26 protein-coding genes are annotated in these 26,405 nt (G+C 74.4%); 10 read left to right on the top strand and 16 right to left on the bottom strand.

Annotated features, from left to right (window positions below; translation table 11 throughout):
• Nucleotides 1–77: 77 nt before the first annotated feature.
• On the bottom strand, nucleotides 78–2,567 hold the full coding sequence (locus GVV04_RS12445; RefSeq protein WP_161687695.1) for a putative bifunctional diguanylate cyclase/phosphodiesterase: 2,490 nt from the start codon (nucleotides 2,565–2,567) through the stop codon (nucleotides 78–80).
• 213 nt (nucleotides 2,568–2,780) lie between these two features.
• Nucleotides 2,781–4,904 (bottom strand): NAD-dependent DNA ligase LigA, encoded by a 2,124-nt coding sequence (gene ligA / locus GVV04_RS12440; RefSeq protein ID WP_161687693.1) that lies wholly within the window; start codon nucleotides 4,902–4,904, stop codon nucleotides 2,781–2,783.
• A 326-nt stretch (nucleotides 4,905–5,230) separates the two neighbouring features.
• Between ligA and GVV04_RS12435 the strand changes: the two genes are divergently transcribed.
• A complete protein-coding gene (locus GVV04_RS12435) occupies nucleotides 5,231–5,809 on the top strand; it encodes a type II toxin-antitoxin system PemK/MazF family toxin (protein ID WP_161687691.1) in 579 nt (192 codons plus the stop codon).
• 120 nt (nucleotides 5,810–5,929) lie between these two features.
• Here the strand turns inward: GVV04_RS12435 and GVV04_RS12430 are convergent, their stop codons facing one another.
• The 9 genes from GVV04_RS12430 to GVV04_RS12390 all read right to left on the bottom strand — a co-directional run bounded on the left by GVV04_RS12430 (nucleotide 5,930) and on the right by GVV04_RS12390 (nucleotide 14,360).
• Nucleotides 5,930–6,931, bottom strand: coding sequence for an ADP-ribosylglycohydrolase family protein (locus GVV04_RS12430; RefSeq protein ID WP_161687689.1), 1,002 nt, complete (start codon nucleotides 6,929–6,931; stop codon nucleotides 5,930–5,932).
• Between the two features lie 48 nt (nucleotides 6,932–6,979).
• A complete protein-coding gene (locus GVV04_RS12425; protein WP_201753312.1) occupies nucleotides 6,980–7,348 on the bottom strand; it encodes a VOC family protein in 369 nt (122 codons plus the stop codon).
• Nucleotides 7,349–7,384: 36 nt separating this feature from the next.
• Nucleotides 7,385–8,389: a uroporphyrinogen decarboxylase/cobalamine-independent methonine synthase family protein gene (locus GVV04_RS12420; protein ID WP_161687685.1), complete on the bottom strand. Its 1,005-nt coding sequence runs from the start codon at nucleotides 8,387–8,389 to the stop codon at nucleotides 7,385–7,387.
• A gap of 18 nt (nucleotides 8,390–8,407) precedes the next feature.
• A complete protein-coding gene (mnmA, locus tag GVV04_RS12415) occupies nucleotides 8,408–9,481 on the bottom strand; it encodes a tRNA 2-thiouridine(34) synthase MnmA (protein WP_161687683.1) in 1,074 nt (357 codons plus the stop codon).
• Between the two features lie 135 nt (nucleotides 9,482–9,616).
• Nucleotides 9,617–10,792, bottom strand: a complete 1,176-nt coding sequence (locus GVV04_RS12410; RefSeq protein ID WP_161687681.1) for a cysteine desulfurase family protein — start codon at nucleotides 10,790–10,792, stop codon at nucleotides 9,617–9,619.
• A gap of 369 nt (nucleotides 10,793–11,161) precedes the next feature.
• Nucleotides 11,162–12,121 (bottom strand): electron transfer flavoprotein subunit alpha/FixB family protein, encoded by a 960-nt coding sequence (locus tag GVV04_RS12405; protein WP_161687679.1) that lies wholly within the window; start codon nucleotides 12,119–12,121, stop codon nucleotides 11,162–11,164.
• An 11-nt stretch (nucleotides 12,122–12,132) separates the two neighbouring features.
• Complete coding sequence (locus GVV04_RS12400) at nucleotides 12,133–12,912, bottom strand: electron transfer flavoprotein subunit beta/FixA family protein (RefSeq protein ID WP_161687677.1); 780 nt, start codon at nucleotides 12,910–12,912, stop codon at nucleotides 12,133–12,135.
• A 240-nt stretch (nucleotides 12,913–13,152) separates the two neighbouring features.
• Complete coding sequence (locus GVV04_RS12395; RefSeq protein ID WP_161687675.1) at nucleotides 13,153–13,560, bottom strand: hypothetical protein; 408 nt, start codon at nucleotides 13,558–13,560, stop codon at nucleotides 13,153–13,155.
• A 2-nt stretch (nucleotides 13,561–13,562) separates the two neighbouring features.
• Nucleotides 13,563–14,360: a GNAT family N-acetyltransferase gene (locus GVV04_RS12390; RefSeq protein WP_161687673.1), complete on the bottom strand. Its 798-nt coding sequence runs from the start codon at nucleotides 14,358–14,360 to the stop codon at nucleotides 13,563–13,565.
• A 41-nt stretch (nucleotides 14,361–14,401) separates the two neighbouring features.
• On the opposite strand from GVV04_RS12390, the gene GVV04_RS12385 reads away from it, so the two are divergent.
• Genes GVV04_RS12385 through GVV04_RS12375 form a run of 3 tightly spaced genes read left to right on the top strand, consistent with a single transcriptional unit; the run spans nucleotide 14,402 to nucleotide 15,532 of the window.
• The gene (locus GVV04_RS12385) at nucleotides 14,402–14,794 is read left to right on the top strand and encodes a YidH family protein (RefSeq protein ID WP_161687671.1); all 393 of its coding nucleotides are present in this window, start codon (nucleotides 14,402–14,404) and stop codon (nucleotides 14,792–14,794) included.
• Nucleotides 14,791–15,090, top strand: a complete 300-nt coding sequence (locus GVV04_RS12380) for a DUF202 domain-containing protein (RefSeq protein ID WP_161687669.1) — start codon at nucleotides 14,791–14,793, stop codon at nucleotides 15,088–15,090. The genes GVV04_RS12385 and GVV04_RS12380 overlap by 4 nt, the downstream gene beginning before the upstream one ends.
• 28 nt (nucleotides 15,091–15,118) lie before the next feature.
• Nucleotides 15,119–15,532, top strand: a complete 414-nt coding sequence (locus GVV04_RS12375; RefSeq protein ID WP_161687667.1) for a PLD nuclease N-terminal domain-containing protein — start codon at nucleotides 15,119–15,121, stop codon at nucleotides 15,530–15,532.
• Nucleotides 15,533–15,642: 110 nt separating this feature from the next.
• On the opposite strand, the gene GVV04_RS12370 is transcribed toward GVV04_RS12375, so the two are convergent.
• The 3 genes from GVV04_RS12370 to GVV04_RS12360 all read right to left on the bottom strand — a co-directional run bounded on the left by GVV04_RS12370 (nucleotide 15,643) and on the right by GVV04_RS12360 (nucleotide 18,404).
• Entirely contained in the window at nucleotides 15,643–15,825 is a 183-nt protein-coding gene (locus GVV04_RS12370; RefSeq protein ID WP_235965975.1) for a hypothetical protein, read from the bottom strand.
• 111 nt (nucleotides 15,826–15,936) lie between these two features.
• The gene (locus GVV04_RS12365; RefSeq protein ID WP_161687665.1) at nucleotides 15,937–17,559 is read right to left on the bottom strand and encodes an acetolactate synthase; all 1,623 of its coding nucleotides are present in this window, start codon (nucleotides 17,557–17,559) and stop codon (nucleotides 15,937–15,939) included.
• Between the two features lie 71 nt (nucleotides 17,560–17,630).
• Nucleotides 17,631–18,404, bottom strand: a complete 774-nt coding sequence (locus tag GVV04_RS12360) for an enoyl-CoA hydratase/isomerase family protein (RefSeq protein WP_161687663.1) — start codon at nucleotides 18,402–18,404, stop codon at nucleotides 17,631–17,633.
• Between the two features lie 97 nt (nucleotides 18,405–18,501).
• Between GVV04_RS12360 and GVV04_RS12355 the strand changes: the two genes are divergently transcribed.
• The 4 genes from GVV04_RS12355 to GVV04_RS12335 all read left to right on the top strand — a co-directional run bounded on the left by GVV04_RS12355 (nucleotide 18,502) and on the right by GVV04_RS12335 (nucleotide 22,375).
• A complete protein-coding gene (locus GVV04_RS12355) occupies nucleotides 18,502–19,023 on the top strand; it encodes a DUF6232 family protein (protein WP_161687661.1) in 522 nt (173 codons plus the stop codon).
• Between the two features lie 691 nt (nucleotides 19,024–19,714).
• Nucleotides 19,715–20,197, top strand: a complete 483-nt coding sequence (locus GVV04_RS12350) for a DUF6232 family protein (RefSeq protein WP_161687660.1) — start codon at nucleotides 19,715–19,717, stop codon at nucleotides 20,195–20,197.
• Between the two features lie 442 nt (nucleotides 20,198–20,639).
• Nucleotides 20,640–21,572: an alpha/beta hydrolase family protein gene (locus GVV04_RS12340; RefSeq protein WP_201753310.1), complete on the top strand. Its 933-nt coding sequence runs from the start codon at nucleotides 20,640–20,642 to the stop codon at nucleotides 21,570–21,572.
• A gap of 77 nt (nucleotides 21,573–21,649) precedes the next feature.
• A complete protein-coding gene (locus tag GVV04_RS12335) occupies nucleotides 21,650–22,375 on the top strand; it encodes a hypothetical protein (RefSeq protein ID WP_161687656.1) in 726 nt (241 codons plus the stop codon).
• 50 nt (nucleotides 22,376–22,425) lie between these two features.
• On the opposite strand, the gene GVV04_RS12330 is transcribed toward GVV04_RS12335, so the two are convergent.
• Both GVV04_RS12330 and GVV04_RS12325 read right to left on the bottom strand, forming a co-directional pair.
• A complete protein-coding gene (locus GVV04_RS12330) occupies nucleotides 22,426–23,325 on the bottom strand; it encodes a ribokinase (RefSeq protein WP_161687654.1) in 900 nt (299 codons plus the stop codon).
• Between the two features lie 19 nt (nucleotides 23,326–23,344).
• Entirely contained in the window at nucleotides 23,345–24,187 is an 843-nt protein-coding gene (locus GVV04_RS12325; protein ID WP_161687652.1) for an ABC transporter ATP-binding protein, read from the bottom strand.
• 131 nt (nucleotides 24,188–24,318) lie between these two features.
• Between GVV04_RS12325 and GVV04_RS12320 the strand changes: the two genes are divergently transcribed.
• On the top strand, nucleotides 24,319–25,335 hold the full coding sequence (locus GVV04_RS12320) for an ABC transporter ATP-binding protein (protein ID WP_161687650.1): 1,017 nt from the start codon (nucleotides 24,319–24,321) through the stop codon (nucleotides 25,333–25,335).
• Complete coding sequence (locus GVV04_RS12315; RefSeq protein WP_161687648.1) at nucleotides 25,332–26,342, top strand: ABC transporter permease subunit; 1,011 nt, start codon at nucleotides 25,332–25,334, stop codon at nucleotides 26,340–26,342. Before GVV04_RS12320 ends, GVV04_RS12315 begins: the two co-directional genes overlap by 4 nt.
• Nucleotides 26,343–26,405: the final 63 nt, after the last annotated feature.

Here is a 26,405-nt window from a genome sequence, read left to right as displayed (position 1 = left end):
ACTCCCCCTCCGGCCCTGCGGCGCCCCCGACGTCCCGACTGCCCTTCCGGCCCTGCGGCGCCCAGGGTGCCGTCTGGTCAGCGACTGCGCGGGGGCCGGCTCTCCGCGCCCCGCGCGGCCGGCCGCAGCGGCCGGTACCGGGCGAGCCAGGCGGCCAACTCCTCGGCCGGCATCGGCCGGGCGTAGAACCAGCCCTGCGCCACGTCGCAGCCGGCGGCGTGCAGCAGCCGCCAGGTCCGCTCGTCCTCCACCCCCTCCGCGACGACCCGCAGGCCGAGCGCCCCGGCCAGCTCGATCATCGACCGGACGATGGCGGCGTCGTCCGCGTCGTCGGCCATCCCGAGCACGAACGACCGGTCCACCTTCACCTCGGACAGCGGCAACCGGCGCAGGTGCTGCATCGACGAGTACCCGGTGCCGAAGTCGTCCAGCGCGATGGCCACCCCGATGGCGTGCAGCCGGGAGATGGTGGCCAGCACCCGGCGCGGGTCGGCCATCAGCGCGCCCTCGGTGATCTCCAGTTGCAGGCGCTCCGGCTCGACGCCGAAGCGGGCCAGCCGGTCGGCGATCTGGTCGGCGATCTCGCCGGTGTGCAGGTCCCGGACGCTGACGTTGAGTGCCGCCCGCAGGCTGATCCCGGCCGCCGACCACTTCGCCAGCTGCTCCACCACGTCGTCGACCACCCGACGGGTGAGCAGCCGCATCACCGCGCTCTGCTCGGCGACCCGGATCAGCTCCTCCGGGTCGACCATCCCCCGGCGCGGATGCCGCCAGCGCAGCAGCGCCTCCACGCCCACCACCTCGCCGGTGGCGATGGCTACCTGCGGCTGGTAGTACATGGTGATCTCGCCAGGGTCGCCCGGCTCGTCGTGCCCCGGCCGCCGGCCGGCCGGCTCCGCGTACGCGACCCCGGTCCCGGGATCCGCCTCCGCCGCCCCGCCGCCACCCGGTTCGACCGGCTGCCCCGGCCCGCCGCCGGTCACGCCGGCTGTCTCGGCGCCGGTCGCGGCGCCGGTCGCGGCGCCGGTCTCGGCGCCGGTCACGGTGGCTCGGCGCCGGATCGGGTCGGCGGCGGTGACGATCCGCTGGATCAGCTCATCGGGGTGGGCCGGCCCCGGGTGCTCCCGGTGCCGGCGGGCGCCCCAGCGGGCCAACCCCGGCACCGAGCGCCCCCCGCCGCGGCCGGCGGTCGGCGGGGCGAGGGCGGCGGGCAGCGCGGCGCCGTCACCGCCGCGCACCCCGGCCGCCCCCCGACCCTCCGACCCCGATTCGAGTACGCGCCGCAGGTCGGCCAGCAGACCCAGCCGCTCGGCGGAGTTGTGGTCGGACTCGGCGGCGTACACGGCGACGGTGTCGCTGCGCTGCTTGGCGTCGTACATCGCCACGTCGGCGTGGCGCATCAGGGTGGCGAAGTCCTCCCCGTGCTCGGGGTAGAGCGCGATGCCGATGGAGCCGCCGACGTCCAGCGGCAGCCCGTCCAGCGCCACCGGCTCGGCGAGCGCGCCCACCAGCCGCTCGGCGGTCTCCCGGGCGGCGTCCACGCCGGTCAGCCCGGTGCTGACGATGGCGAACTCGTCCCCGCCGAGGCGGGCGAGCAGGTCCCGCTCCCCCACCGCGCCGGCCAGCCGGGCGCTCACCTCGACCAGCAGCCGGTCGCCCACGGCGTGACCGAGCGCGTCGTTGACGTTCTTGAACCGGTCGAGGTCGATCAGCAGCAGCGCCAGGTGGGCGTCCGGGTCGCCCCGGGCGGCCCGCTCGGCGTGCAGGTGGACCTGCTCGGCCACCTCCGCGAGCAGCGCCTTTCGGTTGGGCAGGCCGGTGAGCGGGTCGAGCGCGCCGAGCTGCTCCTGCTCGGCGGCGAGGTGTGCCATCCGGTACACCGCGAACAGCGGCACCAGCACCAGCGGGATCAGCGCGGCGCTGGCCCGGGCGGCGGCCACCAGCACCGGGGCGAGCAGCAGCAACGAGCCGGTGGAGATCAGCTCGTACCCCAGGCCCGACCGGACGCCGGGCCACCAGCGGCCCCCGAAACGCCACCGGATCGCGGTGCTGACCAGACCGTAGTTGACGACGAACCAGGCCGCCGCCGCCCCGCCGACGGCGAGCACGTCAGTCCAGCCCAGGTGCCCACCATCGAAGATCCCGCCGGGCCCCAGGCCCGTGACCACCGCGGCGGCGGCCAGCGCGCAGGCGTACTGGGCGGCGTTGAAGCCGGACCGCCAGGCGGCGTGGCCCATCCGCCAGCCTGAGACGGCCACCGCGACCGTCTGCACCGCCACGGCCGGGCCGAGCCCCCAGCCGAGCAGGATGGCGAAGGTAAAGCAGGTGGACGGGAAAACCGCCGAGGGCTGCCGGCGCCCCGGGGGCACGAACGGCCGCGCGTCGCAGACCACGGCGAGGGCCGCCATCGTCCAGAACGCCACCGGCAGCTCGGAGAGCCGGCCCGGCAGCTCGGTCAACGGCCCGGCCGAGACCAGGATCGCCAGCGCCGCGACGGCGGCGACGAAGCCGTAGAAGGGCGTCACCCGTCCCGGCGGGACGGAGTTTCGCGGATCGACGGCCTCCATCGCACCTCCCGGGCAGCGGCCACGGCGGGCCCTGCGCCCGTCGTGCCCCCATGAAACGCCCTGAGTGCCGCTTTTTCCGAGACGACAGCCACGAATCGGTCGTAGTCGTAATTAAGTTGGTATACGCGACCAGGTGCGGTCAAGTTTCACGACCCGCCTCCGCAGGTCCCTCCGGCCGCTCCATCCACGCAGGTGGCACCCGGGGCGGTGGGGTCACTCGCCGACGCGGGCCACTTCCCGGGCCGCGTCCGGGCCCTGGTCGAGCAGGACCCGGAAGCCCTCCTCGTCCAGCACCGGCACCTTCAGGCTGACCGCCTTGTCGGCCTTGGAGCCGGGGTTGTCCCCGACCACGACGAAGCCGGTCTTCTTGGAGACCGAGCCGGTGACCTTGCCGCCCCGGGTCTGGATCGCCTCGGCGGCCTGGTCCCTGGAGAACCCCTCCAGGGTGCCGGTCACCACGACGGTGAGCCCCTCCAGCGGGCGTGGCCCCTCCTCGGCGGCCTCCTCGGCCATCCGTACGCCCGCCTCGGCCCACTTGCGGACCACCTCGCGGTGCCAGTCGACGGCGAACCACTCCTTGATGCTGGCCGCGATCGTCGGGCCGACGCCGTCGACCGAGGACAGCTCCTCCTCGCCGGCCGCCTCGATGGCCGCCATCGAGCGGAAGTGCCGGGCGAGGTCCTGGGCAGCCGTCGGGCCCACGTGCCGGATGGAGAGCGCCACCAGCACCCGCCACAGGTCGCGCTCCCGGGCCACGGCGAGGTTGTCGATCAGCTTCGCGGCGTTGCTGCCGAGGCTGCCGTCCTTGTTGACGAAGAACGGCGAGCGGGCCAACTTCTCGGCATCGAGGGAGAACAGGTCACCCTCGTCGGTGATGACCTGCGCGTCCAGCAGCGCCGCCGCGCCCTTGTAGCCGAGCACCTCGATGTCGAACGCGCCCCGGCCGGCCAGGTGGAACACCCGCTCGCGCAGCTGCGCCGGGCAGCTACGGCTGTTCGGACAGCGGATGTCGACGTCCGCCTCCTTCTCCGGCCGCAGCGGGGTGCCGCAGGCCGGGCAGGTGGTCGGCATGACGAACGGTCGGGCGTCGGCCGGACGCAGGTCGACCACCGGGCCGAGCACCTCGGGGATCACGTCGCCGGCCTTGCGGATCACCACCGTGTCGCCGATCAGCACGCCCTTGCGCTCCACCTCCTGCGCGTTGTGCAGGGTGGCCAGGGCCACCGTCGAGCCGGCCACCAGGACCGGCTCCAGGACGGCGAACGGGGTGACCCGGCCGGTGCGGCCGACGTTGACGTCGATGTCGAGCAGCTTGGTGTTGACCTCCTCCGGCGGGTATTTGAAGGCGATCGCCCAGCGCGGGGCCCGGCTGGTCGAGCCGAGCCGACCCTGGATGGAGACCGGGTCCACCTTGACCACCACGCCGTCGATCTCGTGCTCGACGTCGTGCCGGTGCTCGGCGTAGTACGCGATGAACTCCGCGACGCCGACCATGTCGGGCACCACCCGCCAGCGGTCGCTGGTCGGCAGCCCCCACGCCTTCAGCGCCGCGTACGACTCGGACTGGGCGGTCGGGGTGAAGCCGCGCCGGGCGCCGACGCCGTGCACCACCAGCCGCAGCGGCCGGGACGCGGTGATCCGCGGGTCCTTCTGGCGCAGGCTGCCGGCGGCGGCGTTGCGCGGGTTGGCGAACGGGGCCTTGCCCTGCTCCACCAGGCTGGCGTTGAGGTCGGCGAAGCCGGCGATCGGGAAGTAGATCTCGCCGCGCACCTCGATGAACTCGGGCACGTCGGGGAACTCCGCCGACGTGGTAAGCCGCGCCGGCACGTCCCGGATGCTGCGGACGTTGGCGGTGACGTCCTCGCCGGTGCGCCCGTCGCCCCGGGTGGCCGCTCGCACCAGCCGGCCCTTCTCGTAGGTCAGGTTGATCGCCAGGCCGTCGACCTTGAGCTCGCACAGGTAGGGCACCGGGCCGCCGGCGTCCCGCTCGACCCGCTCGGCCCAGGCCGCCAGCTCCTCGTCGGCGAAGGCATTGTCCAGGGAGAGCATCCGCTCGGCGTGGGCGACCGGGGTGAAGTCGGTGGAGAAGGTGCCGCCGACCCGCTGGGTCGGAGAATCCGGGGTGCGCAGGGCCGGAAAGTCGGCCTCCAGCGCCTCCAACTCGCGTAGCTGCCGATCGAACTCGGCGTCGGTGACGATCGGGGAGTCCAGCACGTAGTAGCGGTATTGGTGCTCGGTCAACTCCTGGCTGAGGAGGGCGTGCCGCTCCCGCGCCTCGGGGGTCGGCTCGGCTCCCGCCGCCGCCTCCTGTGCCGGGGTGACCTGCTGCGGGACCACGCCCTCAACACCGTCGCCCTCAACACCGTCCGGCGCGGCCGGACCCGCCGTCGACGCCGGATCGTCCCCCGACGCCCTACCACTCTCCGACATCCCACCGCCCTCGGACGCCCTGCCGCTCTCGGACATCCCGCCGCTCCCCGACACCTTGCCGCCACCGGACACGTCGTGCGACCTCCCGTGATCAAGCTACCCCCGCACCGTATCGGTCGGGTGTGACAATCCGCCGCCCGCCCGCCGCGCCCGGCGGGCCGCCATCCCGCCGACGTGCGAGGATCGCCGCACGTCGGCGGGCCCGGACCGCCGCCGGACAGAGGGAGGCGCGGATGCCGGACTGGCTGCTCTGGGCACTGGCGATCGTGCTGGCCGTCGCAGCGGGCTGGGCGTGGAGCGAGTGGCGTCGGCGCAGCGCGGGGACCGAGCGCGCCCGCGCCCGGCGGGACCGGACCCGGCCGCAGCGGGACCGGCCGCGCCCCGGATCCACCGCCACCCGCCCCGGCCGGGGCGCCGGCACCCGGGCGACCGGCCGACCGGCCGCCCCGCCCCGGCCGCGCGCCGCCGAGCGGACCACCGCCCCCACCGGTACGCCCCGACCCGGCGAGGTCTGGTGGGCCGAGGTCCCGTACGCCGACGGCACCGGCTCGAAGGTCCGCCCCTGCGTGGTGCTGCGGACCGACGGCCGGGGCGCCGACGTGCTCAAGGTCACCAGCCAGGACAAGTCCGACCGGGACGATCACGTCCGCATCCCCACCCGCGACTGGGACCCCGGTGCCGACCACGACAGCTACCTCGACATCAGCGAACCCATCCGGATCGCCACCTCGGCCTTCCGCGACAACGCGGGCAGCTGCGACCCCACCCTCTGGCGCCAACTGCGCACCCTCCCCCACCTCCCCACCCCCTGACCCAAACCCCCAAACCCCACCCCCCGAATACCCCGTTGATCAAGAGGTTTGCGTCGCCAGCGAGGCGGATCCTGACGTAAACCTCTTGATCAACGGACTGGTCGGGGGTGGGGTGGGTGGTTAGTCGTGGGGGGTGGAGAGGGTGGTTAGTTGGTCGGCGTACTCGATCTGGGTGGACCAGGCGCGCGGCCAGCCGGGCAGGCCGTGGGCGGCGCCGACGAAGGCGCCGGCCAGGGCCGCGATGGAGTCGGAGTCACCGGCGGTGGTCGCGCCCCGGGCCAGCGCGCCGACCGGGTCGTCGGCGTGCCACAGCGCGCAGAGCAGCGCCGTCGCCAGCGCCTCCTCGGCCACCCACCCCTCACCGGTACGCCGGCACGGGTCGCCGCCGTCGTCGGGACGGGTGAGCGTCGTGGTCAGCCGGCCCAGGGCGGCCAGGCACTCGTCCCAGCCGCGGGCGATGAAGTCCTCCGGGGAGTCCACGCCCGGGCGCTGCCACAGGTCGCCGAGCCAGTCCGACCGGTAGACCCGGCGCTGCTCGCGGGCCCGCTCGACGAGCAGCGCCGGCAGCTCGGCCAGGGCAGCGCCGTCGCGCAGCAGCCGGACCGCGTAGGCGGTCAGCTCGCTGGCGGCCAGCCCGGTGGGGTGGCCGTGGGTCAGCCCGGCCTGGAGCTGGGCGAGGCCGGCCAGGGTGTCCAAGTCGACGGGGAGCAGCCCGACGGGGGTGACCCGCATGTTGGCGCCGCAGCCCTTCGAGCCGGCCACGGTCGCCTCCTGCCAGCGCAACCCCCGGGACAGCTCGGCGCAGGCCCGCAGGCAGGTCATCCCCGGGGCGCGGTTGTTGTCCGGGCTGACCGCCCAGGCCATGAAGCGCTCCCGCAGCAGCGGCTCAACCGCCTCCGGGGTGAACGCCGGCGCGTCGTGCAGCGCCCAGCCCACCGCGAGCGCCATCTGGGTGTCGTCGGTGACCAGCGCGGGATGGCCCTCCAACTCGTGAGGGCCGGAGGGGCCGTACCGGCGGCGGATCTCGGCGACGGTCAGGAACTCGGTCGGCCGGCCCAGCGCGTCACCGTAGGCGAGGCCGAAGAGCGAGCCGGAGGCCCGCCGGAGCGAGGAGTCGATCATCTTTGTGATCATGCCGGGCCGTCGCAAGACCCGCCACGGGAGCGCGGGTCAGTCCCAGCACAGGCAGAACGGGTGACCGGCCGGGTCGGCGTAGACCCGGAAGCCCTCGCCCTCGCCGGGCAGCCGCCGCGCGCCCAGGGCCAGCGCCGCATTCTCGGCGACCTCGATGTCGGAGACGGTGACGTCGAGGTGGAACTGCTGGGGCCGCTCCGGGTCTGGCCAGGCCGGCAGGCGCAGGTCGGGCGCCCGCTGGAAGGCGATCCGGGGATGGCGGCCGACCGGACCGCCGAGCACCACCCACTCGTCGCCCTCGGAGTCCTCCTCCGCCACCGACAAGCCCAGCAGCTCGGCGTAGAACGCCGCGAGGGCGCGGGGATCGGGGCAGTCGATCACCGTGGAACGCAGTTGTCCAACCATGGGGGTCATTCTGCCCACCGGGACCGACAGGAAACCTCAGTCCTCGGCGAGTCGCCGTCCCGCGTCCCGGCACGCCTCGAGCACCGCCCGGACGTACTGCGGGCTGGCCCCGGCGAGACCGCAGGCCGGGGTGACCACCACCTGATCGGCGAGGCGGCGGCGCGGGAAGCCGAGGCGGTCCCAGACCTGACGTACCCGGTCGGCGACCTGGGCGGAGGTCGGCGCGCCACCGGCCGGCGGCGGGGTGGCCGGGGCGGCGCCGGCCAGCAGCCCGAGCCCGGCGTCGATCGCCTCGCCGAGCGGGTCCAGGTCCCGTACCAGGCTCAGGTCCAGCGCGACCGCGGCCGCTCCGGCGCTGCGGAACAGCTCCAGCGGGACGTCCGGCGCGCAGCAGTGCAGCACGACCGGGACCCCGACCGCCTCGACCACCGTGCGCAGCAGGTCCGCCGCGTCGGGCTGCGCCACCGGACGGTACGTGCCGAGGCCGCTCTCCGTGGGCACCCGCCCGGCCAGCACGGCCGGCAGGGACGGCTCGTCGAGCTGGAGCAGCACCGTGGCCCGGGGCAGCCGACGGGCCACCGCCGCGACGTGCGCGCGCAGCCCCTCGGCGAGGGACCCGGTGAGGTCCCGCACCGCGCCCGGGTCCCGCAGCATCCGCCCGCCGATCGGCAGGTCGAGCGAGGCTGCCAGGGTGTACGGGCCGGCCGCCTGCACCTTGACCGTCCCCGCGTACTCCTCGGCCTGCTCGGCGAGCTGGTCGAGGTCGCGTTCCATCAGGTCCCGGGCCCGGCGCAGGTCCCGGCCCGGCCGGGGGGCGACCCGCCATCGGCCCGCGTACAGCTCGACGGGCAGCTCGACCAGCAGGCCGCCGGCGCGGCCGATCAGGTCCGCGCCCGGGCCGCGCCCGGGCAGCTCGGGCAGGTGGGGCAACGCGGGCAGCTCCCCGAGGACAACCCGCTGCGCCTCGGCGACGTCGGTGCCGGGCAGCGAGCCGATACCGGTCGCCGCGCCGGCCGGCCAGGGCCACGCAAGATCTGTCACCGGCGAAGGGTATACGGATCAGGCGGTGATGGTGGCGGAGCCGAGCACCACGTCACCGGCCGGATCCGGCCGGTACGCCACCACGGCCTGGCCTGCGGCGACCCCGCGCAGCGGACGGCCCAGCTCGGCGCGCAGCGTGTCACCGGTCAGCTCGACGGTGGCCGGCACCACGTCGCCGTGGGCGCGCAACTGCACCTCGCACCCGACCGGCCCGGCCGGACGGGCCCCGCCGGTCCACACCACACGCTCGGCGCGCACCGAGGAGACCTCCAGCGCCTCGGCCGGCCCCACGGTGACGGTGTTGGTCTTCGGGGTGATCGAGAGCACGTAACGCGGCCGGCCGTCCGGGGCGGGCCGGTCCAGGTGCAGGCCGCGCCGCTGCCCCACCGTGTACGCGTACGCGCCGGTGTGGCTGCCGACCACCGCGCCGGTGAGCGCGTCGACCACGTCGCCCGGCGCCTCGCCCAGCCGCCCGGCCAGGAAGCCCCGGGTGTCGCCGTCGGCGATGAAGCAGATGTCGTGCGAGTCGGGCTTGTCGGCCACGGCCAGCCCGCGGCGGGCCGCCTCCTCGCGGACCTGCGCCTTCGTCGATTCGCCGAGCGGGAAGACCGACCTGTCGAGCTGGGCGCGGGTCAGCACCGCCAGCACGTACGACTGGTCCTTGGCGATGTCGACGCTGCGGCGCAGCAGGCCGTCCGGGCCGAGCCGGGCGTGGTGGCCGGTGACGACGGCGTCGAAGCCCAGGGCCACGGCCCGGTCCAGCACCGCCGCGAACTTGATCTTTTCGTTGCAGCGCAGGCAGGGGTTCGGGGTACGGCCGGCCGCGTACTCGGCGACGAAGTCGTCGACCACGTCCTCGTGGAACCGGTCGGCCATGTCCCAGACGTAGAACGGGATCCCGACCACGTCGGCGGCCCGCCGCGCGTCCCGGGAGTCCTCCAGCGTGCAGCACCCCCGCGCCCCGGTGCGGTACGTCTGCGGATTGCGGGCCAGCGCCAGGTGCACGCCGGTGACGTCGTGCCCGGCCTCCACGGCCCGCGCCGCCGCCACGGCGGAGTCAACCCCGCCCGACATGGCCGCAAGAACCCTCACCCCGTCACGCTCCCTTCCCCACCCGAGCGTACCGGCCCCGCCCTCCGCCCCGTCGATCATGGAACGGTGCCGGGAACGGAAGGCGCGCAGGACGCCGAACCGGGCGCCACGAGTCCATCATCGGCGGGGTGGGGGTCAGCGGGGGGTACGGAGGGCGGCGGCGCGGCGGGCGCGGTCGACCACGGTCGGGAGGGCCGTCACCAGGGCGTCGATCTCTGCCTGGGTGCTGGTGTGGCCGAGGGTGAAACGGAGCGAGGAACGGGCGCGATCGTCGTCGGCACCCATCGCGATCAGCACGTGCGAGGGCTGGGCCACACCGGCCGAGCAGGCCGAGCCCGTGGAACAGGCGATGCCCTGGGCGTCGAGCAGCAGGAGCAGGGCGTCGCCCTCGCAGCCCGGGAACGAGAAGTGCGCGTTGCCCGGGAGCCGGTCGGCGGGGTCGCCGTTGAAGACCACCTCGGGGACGGCGTGCCGGACCCGCTCCACCAGGTCGTCGCGGAGGGCGGCCACCCGGGCCGCGTACTCCTGCTGGCCCTTCACGGCCGCCTCCACCGCGACCGCGAAGGCGACGATGCCGGCGGTGTCCAGCGTGCCGGAGCGGACGTCGCGCTCCTGCCCGCCGCCGTGCAGCAGCGGGGTGGCCGCGACGTCCCGGGCGAGCACCAGCGCGCCGACGCCCGCGGGGCCGCCCAGCTTGTGCCCGGTGACGGTGAGCGCCGAGACGCCGCTGGCGGCGAAGTCGACCGGCACCTGACCGACGGCCTGGATCGCATCGGTGTGGAACGGCACGCCGTGCTCGGCGGCGACGGCGGCCAGCGCGGCGACCGGCTGGAGGGTGCCCACCTCGTTGTTGGCCCACATGGCGGTGACCAGGGCCACCTCGTCGCCGTGCGCGGCCAGCTCGGCGCGCAGCGTCTCCGGGGCGAGCCGGCCGGCGGCGTCCACCGGCAGCCACCCCACCTCGGCCCCCTCGTGGTCGACCAGCCAGTCGACCGCGTCGAGCACGGCGTGGTGCTCGACGGCGCTGGAGACCAGCCGCCGCCGGCCCGGGGACGCGGACCGGCGGGCCCAGAAGATGCCCTTGACCGCGAGGTTGTCGCTCTCCGTGCCGCCGCCGGTGAAGATCACCTCGGACGGGCGGGCGCCCAGCGCGGCGGCAACCCGCTCGCGGGACTCCTCCACCCGGCGCCGGGCACGCCGGCCGGCCGCGTGCAGTGACGACGCGTTGCCGACCTCGCGGGCTGCGGCCAGGTACGCCTCCAGTGCCTCGTCGAGCATCGGAGTCGTCGCCGCGTGATCCAGGTATGCCATCACCGTTCAGCCTACTGACCGGCACACCGGCGGCCCTAAGCCGGAGGGCACCCTCGCCGAGCTCGGGGGAGCCCACCGTGGCGCGGACGAATTCCCTCACATCAGCACGCGGCGAATCTCCTGACCGTTCCGGGGTACTACGAGGTCTCACCCGACGACCCGACAACCCCCGCCCACTCCGGCAACCCCCGGCCGAGGGGCACCTTGACGGGCTGATCGGCGGGCCGGCTCAGCTCCCCGACCCGCCGATCAGCCCCCCACCCCCACCCCCACCCCCCTCGAACGCGGCGTTTACACGGAAAGAGTGGCCATCCCGCGCGGGATGGCCACTCTTTCCGTGTAAACGCCGAGCCCCTCAGGGGGCGGCGGTCACTTGCGCTTGCGGATTTCCTCCGCCGCTTGGGGGACGACCTTGAACAGGTCGCCGACGACGCCGAAGTCGGCCAGCTCGAAGATCGGGGCCTCGCCGTCCTTGTTCACGGCGACGATGGTCTTCGAGGTCTGCATGCCGGCCCGGTGCTGGATCGCCCCGGAGATGCCCAGCGCGACGTAGAGCTGCGGGGAGACCGTCTTGCCGGTCTGACCCACCTGGAACTGGTGCGGGTAGAAGCCGGAGTCGACAGCCGCGCGGGACGCGCCGACGGCGCCGCCGAGCAGGTCGGCCAGCTCCTCGACCAGCTTGAAGTTGTCGGCGTTGCCGACGCCGCGACCGCCGGAGACGACCACGCCGGCCTCGGTCAGCTCGGGGCGCGAGCCCTTCTGCTCGGCGACCCGGTCGACGACCTTGGCCAGCTTGTCGGTGTCGGTGACCGACACGGTGAGCTGCTCGACGGTCGGGGTGGCGGCGGCCGGCACCGGGGTGACCGAGTTCGGCCGGACGGTGACCAGCGGCAGGCCCTTGGTGACCTTGGACTTCACGATGGCCGAGCCGGCGAACGCGACCTGGGTGGCGGTGCCGTCGGCGGCGAGGCCGACCACGTCGGTCAGGATGCCGTTGTCCAGCTTGACGGCCAGCCGGGCGGCGATCTCCTTGCCCTCCTGGGCGGAGGCGAGCAGCACGGCGGCGGGCTGGACGCGCTTGACCAGCTCGGCCAGCACGGTGGCCTTGGGGGCCACCAGGTAGCCGTCGATCTCCTCGCCCTCGGCGGCGTAGACCTTCTCCGCGCCGTACTCGCCCAGCTTGGCGCTCAGCGCCTCGGCGGCGCCGGGGCCACCGAGCACGACCGCGCTCGGCGTGCCCAGCTCGCGGGCGAGGGTGAGCATCTCCAGGGTGACCTTCTTGACGCCGAACTCCCGGGTGGCTTCGACGACGACGAGAACCTCAGACATGTCCAGACCCCTCACACGAACTTCTCGGTGGCGAGGAACTCGACCAGCTGCACGCCGCCGGAGCCCTCGTCGGTGACCTTCGCGCCGCCGGAGCGCGGCGGGCGCTTGGTGTGCTCCAGCACGGCGCTGGTCGCGCCGTCGAAGCCCACCTCGGCCGGGGCGACGCCGAGGTCACCCAGGGAGAGCGTCTGCACCGGCTTCTTCTTGGCGGCCATGATGCCCTTGAAGGACGGGTAACGCGGCTCGTTGATGGTGTCCCAGACGGAGACGACGGCCGGGGTCGAGGCGGTGACCACCTCGTAGCCCTCCTCCGTCTGCCGCTCGACGGTCAGGGTGGCGCCGTCGACGGTGAGCTTGCGAGCGCCGGTCAGCGCGGCGACGCCGAGGCGCTCGGCGATCATGTGCGGCAGGACCTGGACCCGGCCGTCGGTCGACTCCGCGCCGCAGATCACCAGGTCGGCACCCAGCTGGCCGAGGGCGGCGGCGAGCACCTTCGAGGTGGCCACGGCGCAGGACCCGTGCAGGGCGTCGTCGACGACGTGCACGGCCTTGTCCGGCCCCATGGAGAGCGCCTTGCGGATCGACTCGGTCGCCCGGTCCGGACCCATGGTCAGGATGGTGACCTCGCCGCCGTGCGCCTCCTTGATCTTCAACGCCTCTTCGATGGCGTACTCGTCCATCTCGTTGATGACGTTGTTCGCCGAACCGCGGTCGACGGTGTTGTCGTCAGGACGCAGGGTGCGGTCCGCGCCCGAATCGGGCACCTGCTTGACGAGTACGACAATGTTCATCGCGATTCGACGACCCTCCTGTTGGTGTTGCGATTGCTCGCCCGGTCTCGGGCGCAGCCTTGCGCGTCCGTTGACTCCCGGTCAACCGCGGGCTGCTGTGCACTTGGCCACGAACCAATGTTACCCGCAAGTAGCTTCGACCTCGGGGAGCCTCGAAGTGACACAGATCACCGCGCATCACGTCGCTGATCGGCACGCCGCACCCGACCCCGGCCGGACCGGGATCGCGTGCGGCGGAGGTCACGCCGGCTCGGCCAGCGCTGCCCTGATCTTGTCGATCGCCGCCGCCTCGGCCGGCGCCACGCCCCGGTGCGCCCGGGCCACCCGGTCGGCGGCGGCGAGCACCAACGACCGGTAGCCGGCCACGTCCTCCGGGGACTTCTCCCGCAGGATCTCCACCGCCCGGCCCAGCGCCGGCAGCACCACCGACTCGACCTCCAGGGCCGAGTCGCGGGGCAGCGTCGGCAGCGGGCCGGTGGTGAGGGCCTCCTTCACCGGGCCCCCCGCCTGCGCCATCACCCCGGACGCGGCGAAGCTCTCCCGCAGCAGCGCGAGCATGCCCGGATCGGCGTTCGAGACCAGGAAGACCGCCCCGAACGCGCCGGTCTTCAGGGTGAGCCGCTCGTCGTCCGTCAGTCGCTGCCCCATGGTCACGGAGTGTAGATGTAGGGCGTGGTGGTGGTGACCGGGACGAGGCCGAGCCGCTCCAGGATCGGCCGGCTGTCGTCGGAGGCATCCACCTGGAGCAGGGTGCGGCCGCGCTGAGCGGCCAGCCGCGCCCGGTGGCCGACCAACGCCCGGTAGATGCCCCGGCGACGCCAGCCCTCCAGCGTCGAGCCGCCCCACAGCGTCGCGAAGCCGGTGCCGGGGACGTAGCGCACCCAGCCGGCGCTGACCACGGTCTCCCCCGCCTCGGCGACCACCACCGTGATCGACTGCGGGCCGGCGGCGATCTCCCGCTCCAGCCCATCGGCGAGGTGGCCCCGGCTCTCGTTCCAGACCTCCTCCTCCATGGCCACGATCCGGTCCAGGTCGGCGCGGGCGGTCACCTCACGCAGGCGTACCCCCTCGGGGACCACCGGGAGGGCGGCGGCCAGCGGCGCGACCGGGCCGATCACGACGGTCTCCCGCTCCTCCGGGACGAACCCGGCGGCCCGCAGCCGGTCGGCCAGGTCGGCCGGCTCGTCGTGGCCGTGCAGCTTCCACTCCACCTGCTCGCCCCGGGCCCGGAAGATCTCCACCTGCCGGGCGATCAGCTCGTCCAGCGCCGCCCCGGTCAGGCCGCCCAGGTCCCGGTAGCCGAGGAAACCCCCGTGATCCAGGCCGAGGATGCGGACCAGCGGGCCGTCCCGCTCCACGGTCACCCCGGCCGGCAACGGGTCCGGCACCCAGGCCTTCAGCTGGTTGTCGTACGCCTCACGCAGCGTCATCGCGTCAAGATCGGTCACCGGTCCAGGCTAAGCCCGGGGCAAAGCGGATAATCGGCTTCGTGTGGGAGACGGTGCGGCGGTGGTTTGACCCGCGGGAGCTGCGGTCGGTGGGCAGCACGCCCGACTACCGGTTCTCCCTGGCCAACGAACGGACGTTCCTGGCCTGGCTGCGCACCGGGCTGGCGCTGGTCGCCGGCGGGTTGGCCGCGGCCCAGTTCCTGCCGCCGCTGCCGCTGGCGCACCTGCGCGAGGCGATCGCCGTCGCGCTGCTGCTGCTCGGCGGGACGGTGGCGGTGCGGGCCGTGGACCACTGGGCCCGCACCGAGCGGGCCATCCGGCTCGGCGAGGAACTGCCGGCGTCCCGCTTCCCCGCCGTCCTCGCGCTCGCCGTGGGGCTGGGCGCGCTGCTGCTGGTGGTGGCCGTGCTCGTCCGGGCGGTCGGCGGCCAATGACCGGGGACCCGGGGCTGCAACCCGAACGGACCCGGCTGGCCTGGCGGCGCACCCTGCTCGCGCTCACCGTCGTCACCGTGCTGACCGTCCGGTTGGCCCTCAGCGGGGACGCGGTCGGGGCGGTGCTGGCCGGCGTGGCGATCGCCGGCTGGGCGGCGGCGCTGGCCCTCTGCTGGCGGCGGGCCGTCGGCTCGGGCCCGATGCGCGACACATCGCGGACCATGCCCGTGGTCGCCCTGGCCGCCGTCGGGCAGGCCGCGGTGGGTGTGCTGCTGACGGTACGAGGAGTGTGGTGATCGGGCGCGGGTGCGCCATGATGGGTGGATGGCCAGGCTGTACGTCCTACTTTTCCTGATCCAGATCGTCCTCGCGGTCTGCGCGCTGATCAGCTGTCTCTCGGCCGAGGAGGGCCAGGTCCGCGGCCTGCCCCGGATCGCCTGGGTGCTGATCATCCTGATCTTCCCGCTGGTCGGCTCGATCGCCTGGTTCGTCGCGGGGCGGGAGCCCGCCGGGGGACGACCCCGGCCCGCCGGGCCGCTCGGCCGCGCGCCCACCGAGCGCCGCCGCCCCGTCGCCCCGGACGACGACCCGGAGTTCCTCAGCTCCCTCGCCGAGCGCTCCCGCGAGCAGGACCGGGAGTTGTTCCGCCGCTGGGAGGACGACCTGCGCCGACGCGAGGACGACCTGCGCCGCAGGGAGGGCGACCCGCCCCGGGAGGACGACCGGCCGGGGACCTGACGCGTTGGCGAGCCCGGTCAGGCCGCCCCGGTCAGGCCGCCCGGCGCCCGTCTGGAGACGCCGCCCCGGTCAGGCCGGCCGGCTGGAGACGGCCGGTGAGTCGGTGTGGGTCACACTCGACGCCTGAGCGCCCGGACCGCCAGCGGCGCGAAGACGGCGGCGAGGGCGACGGCCCAGAGCATCGACTGGACGACCGGGCCGACCACCGGGCCGCCGACCAGCAGTCCGCGCAGGGCGTCGGCCAGGATGGTCACCGGGTTGACCTCGACCCAGTGCTGGAGCCAGCCCGGCATCCCGTCCGACGGCACTGACAAACTGCCGAGACGCGGCTGACGTTACGGCGACGGGCGCTGACAATCCGCTGATTCGGCCCTCGGCGGATTACGCCGGGGCCAGCGGCGGCCTCAGGCGAGGTTCGAGGAGCGGGGGTACGCGTCGGCCGGGTCGGTCAGGACATTGACCAGGTACGGCACGCCGGAGGCGAAGGCTCGGCCCAGGGCCGGGGCGAGGTCGGCGGCCTTCTCCACCATCTCCCCCGCGCCGCCGAGGGCCTCCACGACGTGGTCGTAGCGCAGCCCGGGCTGGAGATCGGCGGCCACGTCGTAGCCGTACATGGCCCGCATCGGGTGCTTCTCCAGACCCCAGATGCCGTTGTTGCCGACCACGATCACCACGGGGAGCTGCTGGCGGACCAGGGACTCCACGTCCATCAGCGAGAACCCGGCCGCGCCGTCGCCCATCAGCACGCAGACCTGCCGGTCCGGGTGGCTGACCCGGGCCCCCATGGCGTAGCCCATGCCGGTGCCGAGGCAGCCGTACGGGCCGGGGTCGAGCCAGGTGCCGGGCTGGGCGGGCTCCAGATACTTCCCGGCGTACGAGACGAAGTCGCCGCCGTCGCCGATGGTGATGGCGTCCGGGGCGAGGACCCGGCGCAGCTCGCCGTAGACCCGGGCCGGTCGGATCGGGTCGGTCTCGGCGGCCATCTCCTCGGCGTCGCGGGCCTTCGCGGCGTCCTCGGCGACGCGCAGCTCGGCGACCCAGTCTGCGTGGTCGGCCCGGTCGCCGGGGTGGTCGGCGAACGCGGTGAGGACCAGCCGCAGGTCGCCGGCGGGCGAGGCGGCCGGCTGGACGTGGGTGGCGCGCTGGCTGGGCGCGTCCACCACGTGCACCACCTTGGCGTCGCCGAAGTCGCCGAAGGCGAGCCGGAAGTCCAGCGGGGTGCCGACCACGACCACCACGTCGGCGTTGCGTAGGGCGACCCGGCGGGCCTTGGCGAAGGAGAGCGGGTGGGTCGGCGGCAGCGCGCCCCGACCCATGCCGTTGGTGAAGACAGGCACCTGCAACGCCTCGGCGGCGGCCCGCAGGGCGTCGACGGCGTCCCCGGCGTACACGTCGGAGCCGGCGATGATCACCGGGCGGCTGGCGGCGGCGATCAGCGCGGCGGCCCGCGCCACCTCCGCCGGGTCGGCCTCGACCGGCGCGGGCGGGGCGACCTCGGGCAGCTCGGCGTCGCCGACGGAGAAGACCGCCTCCAGCGGGACGTCCAGGAAGACCGGGCCCCGGTGCGGGGTGAGCGCGGTGGTCAACGCGGCACTGACCGCGCGTGGGATGTCGTCGGCGCTGAACACCGTCTCGGCGTGCTTGGTGACCGGGGCGACCAGGGGCAGGTGGTCCATCTCCTGGAGGCTGCCGGACCCCCAGCGGAACTGCGGGGCCCTGCCCCCGAGCACCAGCACCGGCGACGCGTTGAAGAACGCGCTGGTCAGCCCGGAGATGCCGTTGGTGACGCCGGGGCCGGCGGTGAGCACGGCGAGGCCGGGGCGGCGGTTGAGCTTGGCCACCGCCTCGGCCGCGAAGACCGCCGACTGCTCGTGCCGGACGTCGTAGAGCGGGAATCCGGCCTTGTGGGCCGCGTCGTAGAGCGGGAAGACGTGCCCGCCGGAGAGGGTGAACATCTCCCGTACGCCGTGCGCGCGCAGCGCCGCGAGCGCCAGTTCCCCGCCGTGACCTTCGACCCGCTCCGTCATCGCCGATCCTCTCGTCCGTGGCCGGAGTCACACGCTACTGGCCGGTAGGCGGAATGTGAACCGTTCTCGGGTCAGCGGCCGGTGAAGTCCGGCTTGCGCTTCTCGACGAAGGCGGCCATCCCCTCGCGCCGGTCGTCGGTGGCGAACAGCGCCGCGAAGAGCTGACTCTCCCAGGCCAGGCCGGAGGTGAGGTCCATGTCCAGGCCGCCGTCGACCGCGAGCTTCGCCGCCCGCAGCGCCTGCACCGGCCCCTTCAGGTACGGCTTCACCAGCTCGACGGCGGCGGCGTACACCTCGGCGGCCGGGACCACCCGGTCGGCCAGGCCGATCCGCAGCGCCTCCTGGGCGTCCACCATCCGGCCCGACATGATCAGGTCCTTCGCCCGGGCCGGGCCGACGAGGCGGGCCAGCCGCTGGGTGCCGCCCGCGCCGGGGATGACGCCGAGCTTGATCTCCGGCTGGCCGAGCTTGGCGTCCTCGGCCACCACCCGCCAGTCGCAGGCCAGGGCCAGCTCGCAACCGCCGCCGAGGGCGTACCCGGTGATCGCGGCGACCACCGGCTTGGGGATCCGGGCGAACTCGCCGAGCGCGCTGGACAGGCCGGCAGCCCGCCCCGCCATGTCCACGTAGGACATGTCGGCCATCTCCTTGATGTCCGCGCCGGCCGCGAAGACCTTCTCCCCGCCGTACACGATGACGGCGCGGACCTCGGGGTCGGCGGCGGCGGCCGTCGCGGCGGCCCGCAACTCCTCCTGGACCTGCTTGTTGAGCGCGTTCATCGGCGGCCGCTCCAGCCGGATGGTGCCGATGCCGTCCCTGATCTCCAGCCGCACGAACTCGCTCACGCCGCCCTCACTTCCTCGTCGAAGTCGCGTGCCAACCTTACGGCCCGGGTCGTTGGGGTAAGTAGTCTGGTGTCAGCCCCGCGTCCCGGAGTCCGCCATGGTCAGGTACTACGACGACAGGTCGGTGCAGGTCACCTCCGCCGCCATCCACGTGGACGGGCGGGCGTACCCGCTGGCCGAGATCAGCATGGTCTGGCACCTGCGCGGCAGCCGGTCCTGGCGGGTGCTCGCCGGCCGTGGCGCGCTCGGCGCCGCGCTCGCCGGGCCACTGGTCGCCGCCGCGCTGGGCGTGGCGCTGGCGCTGTGGCTGCACCGCTCGCTGACCGTCACGATCGCCATCGTGGGGGCCTCGGTGCTGGTCGGGCTCGCCGTCGGGCCGGTCGCCGATTTCCTCTTCGAACACCTGGACCGCTCGTACGCCCGGGGCAGCCGGCAGCTGGAGCTGTGGGTCCGGTGGCGCGGGCAGCCGGTGCTGCTGCTGAGCACCCGCGACGCGCTGCGCTTCGGGCAGATCTACCGGGCCGTTCAGCGGGCGGTGGAGAGTGGCCAGTCGCCGGCCCTCCCGGCGCGGAACACGGGCCCGTCGGGCAGCATCGCCAGGCCGCGCAACGGGCCGTAGAGGCCCTGCTCGCCCCCTCCGCACCACCCTCGACGTCGCGATCCCGCCCGATCCCGCCCGATCCCGCCCGACGGACGGTACGCCTGGGGCCGGGAGGTTCGCCGCTCGCGTCCGACGGGGTGCTTCCGGCCGCATACGGAGCTGCCCGCACAGACGGGGCAGACCCGGAGGACGGGCCGACGAACCGCGCACAGCCGCCGGCGCGGAAGCTCGCCGTACCCGGGCAGACTCGGCCGCCGCGCCGACCGATTCGCCCACCCGCCGCCGCACGGCGCACACCCCCGCCCAGCCGACGCGCAGGCCCCCCGCTAACCGACGCGAAGGGCGCATACCCCCGCTAACCGATGCGAAGGGCACATATCCCCGCCACGCGCACGGCGCACACCCCGCACAGCCGCCGCTCGGATGCGCCGCTCGTCGCGGGCGCGCAGGCTGCGGGACCCGACCGGCAAACTCGGCGGCGGTGGCCCCGTTCGCCGCGGGCGCACAGACGGGGCAGCTCCAAAGGGCCCGGGGCCCACCGCCCCACCACACCACCGCCCGCCACGCCGGCCCCGCGCCGGCCCCACGCCAGCCCCGCGCCGGCCCCACGCCAGATCCGCGCCGAATCCGCGCCGGCCACCGCTGGATCCGCGCCGGAAAGACCCCGCACGCGGAGGCGCGGCGCGGCCACGGCCGGTTAGGCTTAGTGATGACCCTCTATTACCGGGACGACGTGGTGCAGGTGACCTCCGAGTCGATCCGGGCGGGCGGCCACTCCGTCGCAATCGCCGACGTCACGTACGTCTGGCACGCGCGGGGGCGGACCACGCTCGCCGTGCGGGGGCGGGTGGTCGGCCGGGGCGCGCTGGTGCTGCTTCTGTCGCTGCCGCCGTTGGTGGCGCTGTTCTGTGTGGTGTCGCTCGCCTGGTCGGCGCAGGACCGGGGCAATTGGACGCTGGCCCTGATCATCCTGGCCGCCTGTGCCGTGGGCGCGTTGGCCCTGGTCCCGTTCCTGGAGCTGCCGCTCGGCTGGCTGGACCGCTCGTACGAGCGGGGGAACCGGGTGAACGAGCTGTGGGTGCAGCACCACGGCCAAGAGGTGATGCTGCTGCGCACGCCCGACGCGCTACGGTTCGGGCAGATCTACCGGGCTGTACAGCGCGCCGTCGAGCAGCAGAGAGATTATCCATGACCAGTCGTCGCGGCGAGGCCGTCGCGCTCGCCGGACTGCTCGCCGCCGCCGCCGTCACCCATTTCGTCCGGCCCGGCTTCTACGATCCGATCGTGCCACGGGCGCTGCCCGGGCCCGCCCGCTGCTGGACGTACGCCAGCGGTGTCGCCGAGCTGGCGGTGGCCGCGCGACCCGACGCCGTGGGGGCCTGGCCGCGGCGTGCCTCTTCGCTGCGGTCCTTCCGGCGAACGTGCAGATGGCGCACGACTGGCGGCGGCGGAACCCGGCGAAGCGGGCGATCGCCTACGGCCGGCTGCCGTTGCAGGCCCCGCTGATCTGGTGGGCCGTCCGGGTGGCCCGCGGCCGGCCACACTTCTCGGTTATGGCAAAACCGGGACGTGGACAGCACCGTCCACCCCTGCCTCCTGATTGAATAGGCGTCCATCAATCTATGGAGGCTGTCATGTTGAGGAAGGTCACCGTCGCGCTCGCGGCGGCGCTCACCCTGGCGCTGCCCGCGCCCGCGCACGGCGCGGCGCCCGCACCGGCGCCTGCCCCGGCCGCCACGTTCGCCGACCCGTCCGCGCCCGGCGCGCACGCGTCCGGATACGTCGACACGACGGTCAGCGCCGCCGGCCGTTCCTTCTCCGCCCGGGTCTACTACCCGGCCACCACCGCCGGCAGCGGGCAACCGGTGGCGGCCGGCCGGTTCCCGGTCATCGCCTTCGGCCACGGCTTCCTCCAGGGCGTATCGAGGTACTACTCGACGATCTCCCACCTGGCGACCTGGGGCTTCATCGTGGTGGCCCCCGCCTCGCAGGGCGGCCTCCTGCCCAACCACGGCGCCTTCGCCGACGACCTCAACGCCGCCCTGACCTGGGCCGCTGCTCAGGACACCACGGCCGGCTCCCGGTTCGCCGGGCACGTCAGGGGCGACCGGCTCGGTCTGTCCGGGCACTCGATGGGCGGCGGGGCCAGCATCCTGGCCGCGGCCCGCAACCCGAAGGTGGTCACGGTGGCGAACCTGGCCGCGGCGGAGACCAACCCGTCCGCCAAGGCGGCTGCCGCGACGCTGACCGTGCCGGTCCGGCTGATCGGTGGCGACCGGGACACCACCGCCGGGGTGAGCGGCAACCAGCGCCCGATGTACGAGGCGAAGCCGCCGGTTAAGCAGCTCCGGATCATCAAGGGTGGCTTCCACTGTGGATTCATGGACAGCGGGGCGGCTTTCTGCGACTTCGGGTCCATCAGCCGGGACACCCAGCTCACGCTGAGCCGCCGACTGCTCACCGAATGGTTCCTGCGCTACCTGACCGGCGACACGTCGTACGACAACGCGGTGTGGGGCGCGCCGGCGCAGAACGACCCGCAGGTCAGCTTCGAGGGCGTGCGCTGACCGGCCCCGGGAGGGGGTGACGTGTACCGCTCCCCGGTCGCCGGGTGCCGCTGGCCGGCCCAGGGCACACTGGTGAGATGGCGATCCCCTTCCCGCGGCCCGGCGCCGTCGTCGGCCTCACCCGCTCCGCCCTGGACCAGGCGTTCGGCTCGGCCGCGTCGTTCGCTGCGGTGCCGGCCCGCGCGTTCGCGGTACTCGACGGGGTGGAGGCGCTGCTGCACCGGATCAACGGGGTGGTGGACCGGATCGAGGGCACCCTCGACCGCACCGACCGGGTGCTCGACGACGCCGAGGTGGCCGTCCGCGAGGTCGCCGTGATCAGCGCCGCCGCCACCACCGTGATCGGGACCGCGACCGAGGTCGCCGCAGCGGCCACCGTGGTGGTCGGTCAGACGGAGCAGGTCTCCGCAGCAGCGGCCGTCGTGGTCGCCGAGGCAGAGCGGGTGGCCGGCCGGGCCGCCGGCACGGTGGACGCCGCCGCCAGGGCGGCCGAGACCGCCGGCGAGCTGCTCGCCGCGTACGAGCCGGCGCTGCGCCGGGCCGCGCCGATGGCGACGCGGTTCGTCGAGGAACTCAGCCACGAGGAGGTGACGGCGGCTATCCGGCTGGCCGACGAGCTGCCCAAGCTCAAGGAGCACCTCACCGCCGACATCCTGCCGATCCTGGCCACCCTGGACCGGGTCGGGCCGGACCTGCACGACCTGCTCGACGTGACCCGGGACCTGAAGCTCGCCGTCGCCGGCATCCCCGGCCTGGGCATGCTGCGCCGCCGGGGCGAAAAGCTGACCGACGACGCGGGCTGACCGACGACGCGGACCGACGCGGGGTCGACCGACCGACTGCGCCTGCCCCGTCAGGCCGACGGGGCGTGGAGCTGGTCGATCTCGGCCCGGCGGGGCAGGGCCACGGACGCGCCGAGCCGGCGTACGCAGGCCGCGCCGGCCGCCGCCGCCCACCGCACGGCGGCAGGCAGGTCCCGCCCCTCGCCCCAGGCCACGGCGAGGGCCGCCGTGAACGCGTCCCCGGCTGCCGTCGAGTCGACCACGTCGACCCGCACCGCCGGGACGTACACCGGCTCGGCGTCCCGCTCGACGTACCAGGCGCCGTCCCCGCCCAGGGTCAGCACCGCCCGGGGCGCGAGCGCCAGCAGCGCGCCCGGGTCGTCCCGGCCGTGCCCGGTCAGCGCCAGCGCCTCGTTCTCGTTGACCACCAGCAGGTCGACGGCGGCGAGCAGCTCGTCCGGCACCTGCTGGGCGGGCGCCGCGTTGAGGATCACCCGGGTGCCGGCGGCGCGGGCGGCCAGCACCGCCTCGGTCACCGTCGCGACCGGGATCTCCAACTGGGCGACCAGCACGTCAGCGGCGCGCACGGCGGCCAGCTCGCCCTCGGTGAGATCGGTGAACGCGGCGTTCGCCCCCGGGGTGACCATGATCGCGTTCTCGCCGTCGGCGCCGACCATGACCAGGGCGACACCGGACGCCCCGTACACCACCCGGAGCTGGCCGGTGTCGACACCGGCCGCGGTGATCCGGGCCCTGAGGGTTACCCCGAACGCGTCGGAGCCGATCGCGCCGAGGAACACGCAGGACGCGCCGGCCCGCACGGCGGCGACGGCCTGGTTGGCGCCCTTACCGCCGGGGACCATGACGAAGTCGCTGCCGAGCAGCGTCTCACCGGGACGCGGCAGGGCCGGCGCGGTGGCGACCAGGTCCATGTTGGCGCTGCCCACCACGACCACCCGGGTCTGCTGCACGCTCGACACTCCTCGCGGCTCAGGCGGCGCGGGCCGCCCAGCGGTCGCCGACGCGGTCGACCGTCAGGGGCAGGCCGAAGGTCTTGGAGAGGTTCTCGGCGGTCAGGGTGTCGGCGAGCAGCCCCTGGGCCATCACGCCGCCCTCGCGCAGCAGCAGGGCGTGGGTGAAGCCCGGCGGAATCTCCTCGACGTGGTGGGTGACCAGGACCAGGGCCGGAGCGTCCGGGTCGTACGCCAGCTCGGCCAGCCGGGCCACCAGGTCCTCGCGCCCGCCCAGGTCGAGCCCGGCGGCGGGCTCGTCCAGCAGCAGCAGCTCGGGGTCGGTCATCAGCGCCCGGGCGATCTGCACCCGCTTGCGCTCCCCCTCGGAGAGGGTGCCGTACGCCCGGTCGGCGAGGTGGCCGATGCCGAGCTGACCGAGCAGGGCATGGGCCCGGGCCTCGTCGGTGCGGTCGTAGCTCTCCCGCCAGCGCCCGACCACCGACCAGGCTGCGGTGACCACCACGTCGGCGACCCGCTCCTCGGCGGGCACGCGCTCGGCGAGGGCGGCGGTGGTCAGGCCGATCCGCGTCCGCAGCTCGTTGACGTCGGTCCGGCCGATCCGCTCGCCCAGCACGTGCGCCGTGCCCGTGGTCGGATGCAGCCGACCGGCGGCCAGGCTCAGCAGCGTCGTCTTGCCGGCCCCGTTGGGGCCCAGCACGACCCAGCGCTCGTCCAGCTCGACCCGCCAGTCCACGTTGTGCAGCAGCGCGGTGGCGGACCGGCGTACGCCCACACCGTCCAGGCTGACCACCAGATCCGCGTCCACGGGGGCGGTGGCAGGGGCGGGGCCGACGACGCCGGGGATCAGGTCACCAGTCACCCGCCCATCCAACCACGCACCACTGCGCCGCCCCCCATGGGCGGCAGCCACGCCATAGGGTGATGCGCCGTGGCGTTGGTCACCGCACGGGGGAGGATGCAGATGCCATTCCGCTGCTGGGAGCGTCTCGGGTGAGCGCGGTCATCGAGATCGAGGGGCTGCGCAAGACGTTCCACGGCCCGTACCGCAGCCGCCAGGTCGCCGTCGACGGCTTCGACCTCCTGGTGGGGCGGGGCGAGATCCACGGTTTCCTGGGGCCGAACGGCTCGGGCAAGACCACCACGCTGCGCGCCCTGCTCGGGCTGGTCCGCGCCGACGCGGGCCGGATGCGGTTGTTCGGCGAGGATGTGCCGCACCGGTCGGCCGCGGTGGCCGGGCGGGTCGGCGCGATCGTGGAGACACCGCAGTTCTTCGGCAACTTCACCGGGCACCGCACGCTGCGGCTGCTCGCCCTGGCCGGCGGGGTGCCGACCCGGCGGGTGGACGAGGTGCTGGACCAGGTGGGGCTGCGCGGCCGGGGCGACGACGAGGTCAAGGGCTACTCACTGGGCATGCGGCAGCGGCTGGCGGTGGCTTCGGCCCTGCTCAAGGAGCCGGAGCTGTTGATCCTGGACGAGCCGGCGAACGGGCTGGACCCGGCGGGCATCCGGGAGATGCGGGACCTGATGCGGGACCTGGCGGCCGCCGGGGCGACCGTGCTGCTGTCCAGCCACATCCTCGGCGAGATCCAGCTGATCTGCGACCACGTGACGATCATCTCCCGGGGGCGGCGGGTGGCGGCCGGGCCGGTGGAGGGCGTGCTGGCCGGCCACGACCAGCACGAGTGGCGGGTCGGGGTGCCCGAGCAGGGGCGGGCTGCGGAGCTGCTGCGCCGGGCGGGGCTGCCGGTGGACGAGTACGCCGAGCACCTCGTCGTCGGCGGGGTGTCGGACGTCGGCGAGCTCAGCCGGCTGCTGGGCGAGCAGGGGCTCTGGGTCCGCGAGCTGGTGCCCCTGCGGCCCGACCTGGAGAGCGTCTTCCTGGAGCTGACCGACGACGGGGCGGAGCGTCCCGAGCTGGTCGATGAGCCGGCCCCCGCCGACGCGGGCGAGGGCCGGCTCATCGACCTCGACGTGACCGTCGGCGACGACCCGGAGGCAAGGGCATGAACCTGGTACGGGCCGAGCTGGAACGGCTGGCCGCGCGCCGCTTCGTCCAGCTCATGCTGGCGCTGCTGGTGGCGGCGTTCGCGGTGACCGCGATGACCACCCTGGTCGGCTCGCACCGGCCGTCGTCGACCGAGGTCGCCGACGCCCAGCGGGCGGCTGCCGAGGAACGGCAGTCCCTGGAGGCGGCGTACCAGCAGTGCCTGGCTGCCGCGCGAGGAACCCTGCCGCCGGAGGAGGCGGACGACTTCCCGGACGACTGCTCGGCGCTCGACTGGGCCCAGCGGGACCGGCTGCCGGTTGCCACCGACCACCTCCAGGGGGTGTTCAACTTCGCCGCCCAGGCCCGTCCGCTGCTGTACCTCCTGATCCTGTTCCTGGTGCTGTTCGGGTTCCTGGTCGGCGCCTCGTACATCGGGGCGGACCTGTCCACCGGCGGGGTGGTCAACCTGCTGATCTGGCGACCCCGGCGGCTCGCCGTGCTCGGCGCGAAGCTGGGCACGCTGCTCGGCGCGCTGACAGTGGTGTCGGTGCTGGCGTCGACGGCGTACGGGGGCACGTTCTGGCTGATCGGGCAGACCGCCGGGATGCCCGGGGCGACCGGCGGGGACTTCTGGCCGTGGCTGTGGCTGACCTGGGCCCGCGGGGTGGCGCTGGTGCTGTTCGCCGCGACGGCCGGCTTCGCCATCGCCATCCTCGGCCGGCGGACGGCGGCGGCGCTCGGCGCGGTCATGGCGTACACGGTGGTGTGGGAGCTCGGCCTGCGGGTGGTGGTGGAGGTGGTGGGCATACCGCGGGGCGAGGACTGGATGCTCTCCACCTACCTCGACGCCTGGCTGACCGGCGAGGCCCGGCTCGCCGACGCCACCGTGTGTCAGGACCTGTCGTCCGGCTACTGCGACGGCACCTACCAGCTCGGCTGGGGGCTCGGGCTGGCGGTGCTGCTGGCGCTGGTCGGCGGGCTGACGGTGGCCGCGTTCGCCGTGTTCCGCCGCCGCGACCTGATCTGACCTGCGCACCCGGGGCGCGCGACAACTTGTTGCAGCGCCCCGGGTCATGGTGAAGAATTTCTA

The organism is Micromonospora rubida, from assembly GCF_009908295.1.
GTDB lineage: Bacteria > Actinomycetota > Actinomycetes > Mycobacteriales > Micromonosporaceae > Micromonospora > Micromonospora rubida.
This window is presented reverse-complemented; position numbering and strand designations above follow the sequence as displayed.

What these genes read in the sequence shown, in the direction of transcription:
- GVV04_RS12395 (WP_161687675.1), bottom strand. Translation starts at nt 13,560, where the DNA reads ATGGGGCAGCGACTGACGGACGACGAGCGGCTCACCCTGAAGACCGGC.
- GVV04_RS12355 (WP_161687661.1), top strand. Translation starts at nt 18,502, where the DNA reads ATGGTCAGGTACTACGACGACAGGTCGGTGCAGGTCACCTCCGCCGCC.
- GVV04_RS12430 (WP_161687689.1), bottom strand. Translation starts at nt 6,931, where the DNA reads ATGATCGACTCCTCGCTCCGGCGGGCCTCCGGCTCGCTCTTCGGCCTC.
- GVV04_RS12425 (WP_201753312.1), bottom strand. Translation starts at nt 7,348, where the DNA reads ATGGTTGGACAACTGCGTTCCACGGTGATCGACTGCCCCGATCCCCGC.
- GVV04_RS12400 (WP_161687677.1), bottom strand. Translation starts at nt 12,912, where the DNA reads ATGAACATTGTCGTACTCGTCAAGCAGGTGCCCGATTCGGGCGCGGAC.
- GVV04_RS12410 (WP_161687681.1), bottom strand. Translation starts at nt 10,792, where the DNA reads ATGGCATACCTGGATCACGCGGCGACGACTCCGATGCTCGACGAGGCA.
- GVV04_RS12365 (WP_161687665.1), bottom strand. Translation starts at nt 17,559, where the DNA reads ATGACGGAGCGGGTCGAAGGTCACGGCGGGGAACTGGCGCTCGCGGCG.
- GVV04_RS12375 (WP_161687667.1), top strand. Translation starts at nt 15,119, where the DNA reads ATGGCCAGGCTGTACGTCCTACTTTTCCTGATCCAGATCGTCCTCGCG.
- GVV04_RS12445 (WP_161687695.1), bottom strand. Translation starts at nt 2,567, where the DNA reads ATGGAGGCCGTCGATCCGCGAAACTCCGTCCCGCCGGGACGGGTGACG.
- GVV04_RS12350 (WP_161687660.1), top strand. Translation starts at nt 19,715, where the DNA reads ATGACCCTCTATTACCGGGACGACGTGGTGCAGGTGACCTCCGAGTCG.
- GVV04_RS12340 (WP_201753310.1), top strand. Translation starts at nt 20,640, where the DNA reads ATGTTGAGGAAGGTCACCGTCGCGCTCGCGGCGGCGCTCACCCTGGCG.
- GVV04_RS12335 (WP_161687656.1), top strand. Translation starts at nt 21,650, where the DNA reads ATGGCGATCCCCTTCCCGCGGCCCGGCGCCGTCGTCGGCCTCACCCGC.
- GVV04_RS12405 (WP_161687679.1), bottom strand. Translation starts at nt 12,121, where the DNA reads ATGTCTGAGGTTCTCGTCGTCGTCGAAGCCACCCGGGAGTTCGGCGTC.
- GVV04_RS12370 (WP_235965975.1), bottom strand. Translation starts at nt 15,825, where the DNA reads ATGCCGGGCTGGCTCCAGCACTGGGTCGAGGTCAACCCGGTGACCATC.
- GVV04_RS12315 (WP_161687648.1), top strand. Translation starts at nt 25,332, where the DNA reads ATGAACCTGGTACGGGCCGAGCTGGAACGGCTGGCCGCGCGCCGCTTC.
- GVV04_RS12380 (WP_161687669.1), top strand. Translation starts at nt 14,791, where the DNA reads ATGACCGGGGACCCGGGGCTGCAACCCGAACGGACCCGGCTGGCCTGG.
- GVV04_RS12435 (WP_161687691.1), top strand. Translation starts at nt 5,231, where the DNA reads ATGCCGGACTGGCTGCTCTGGGCACTGGCGATCGTGCTGGCCGTCGCA.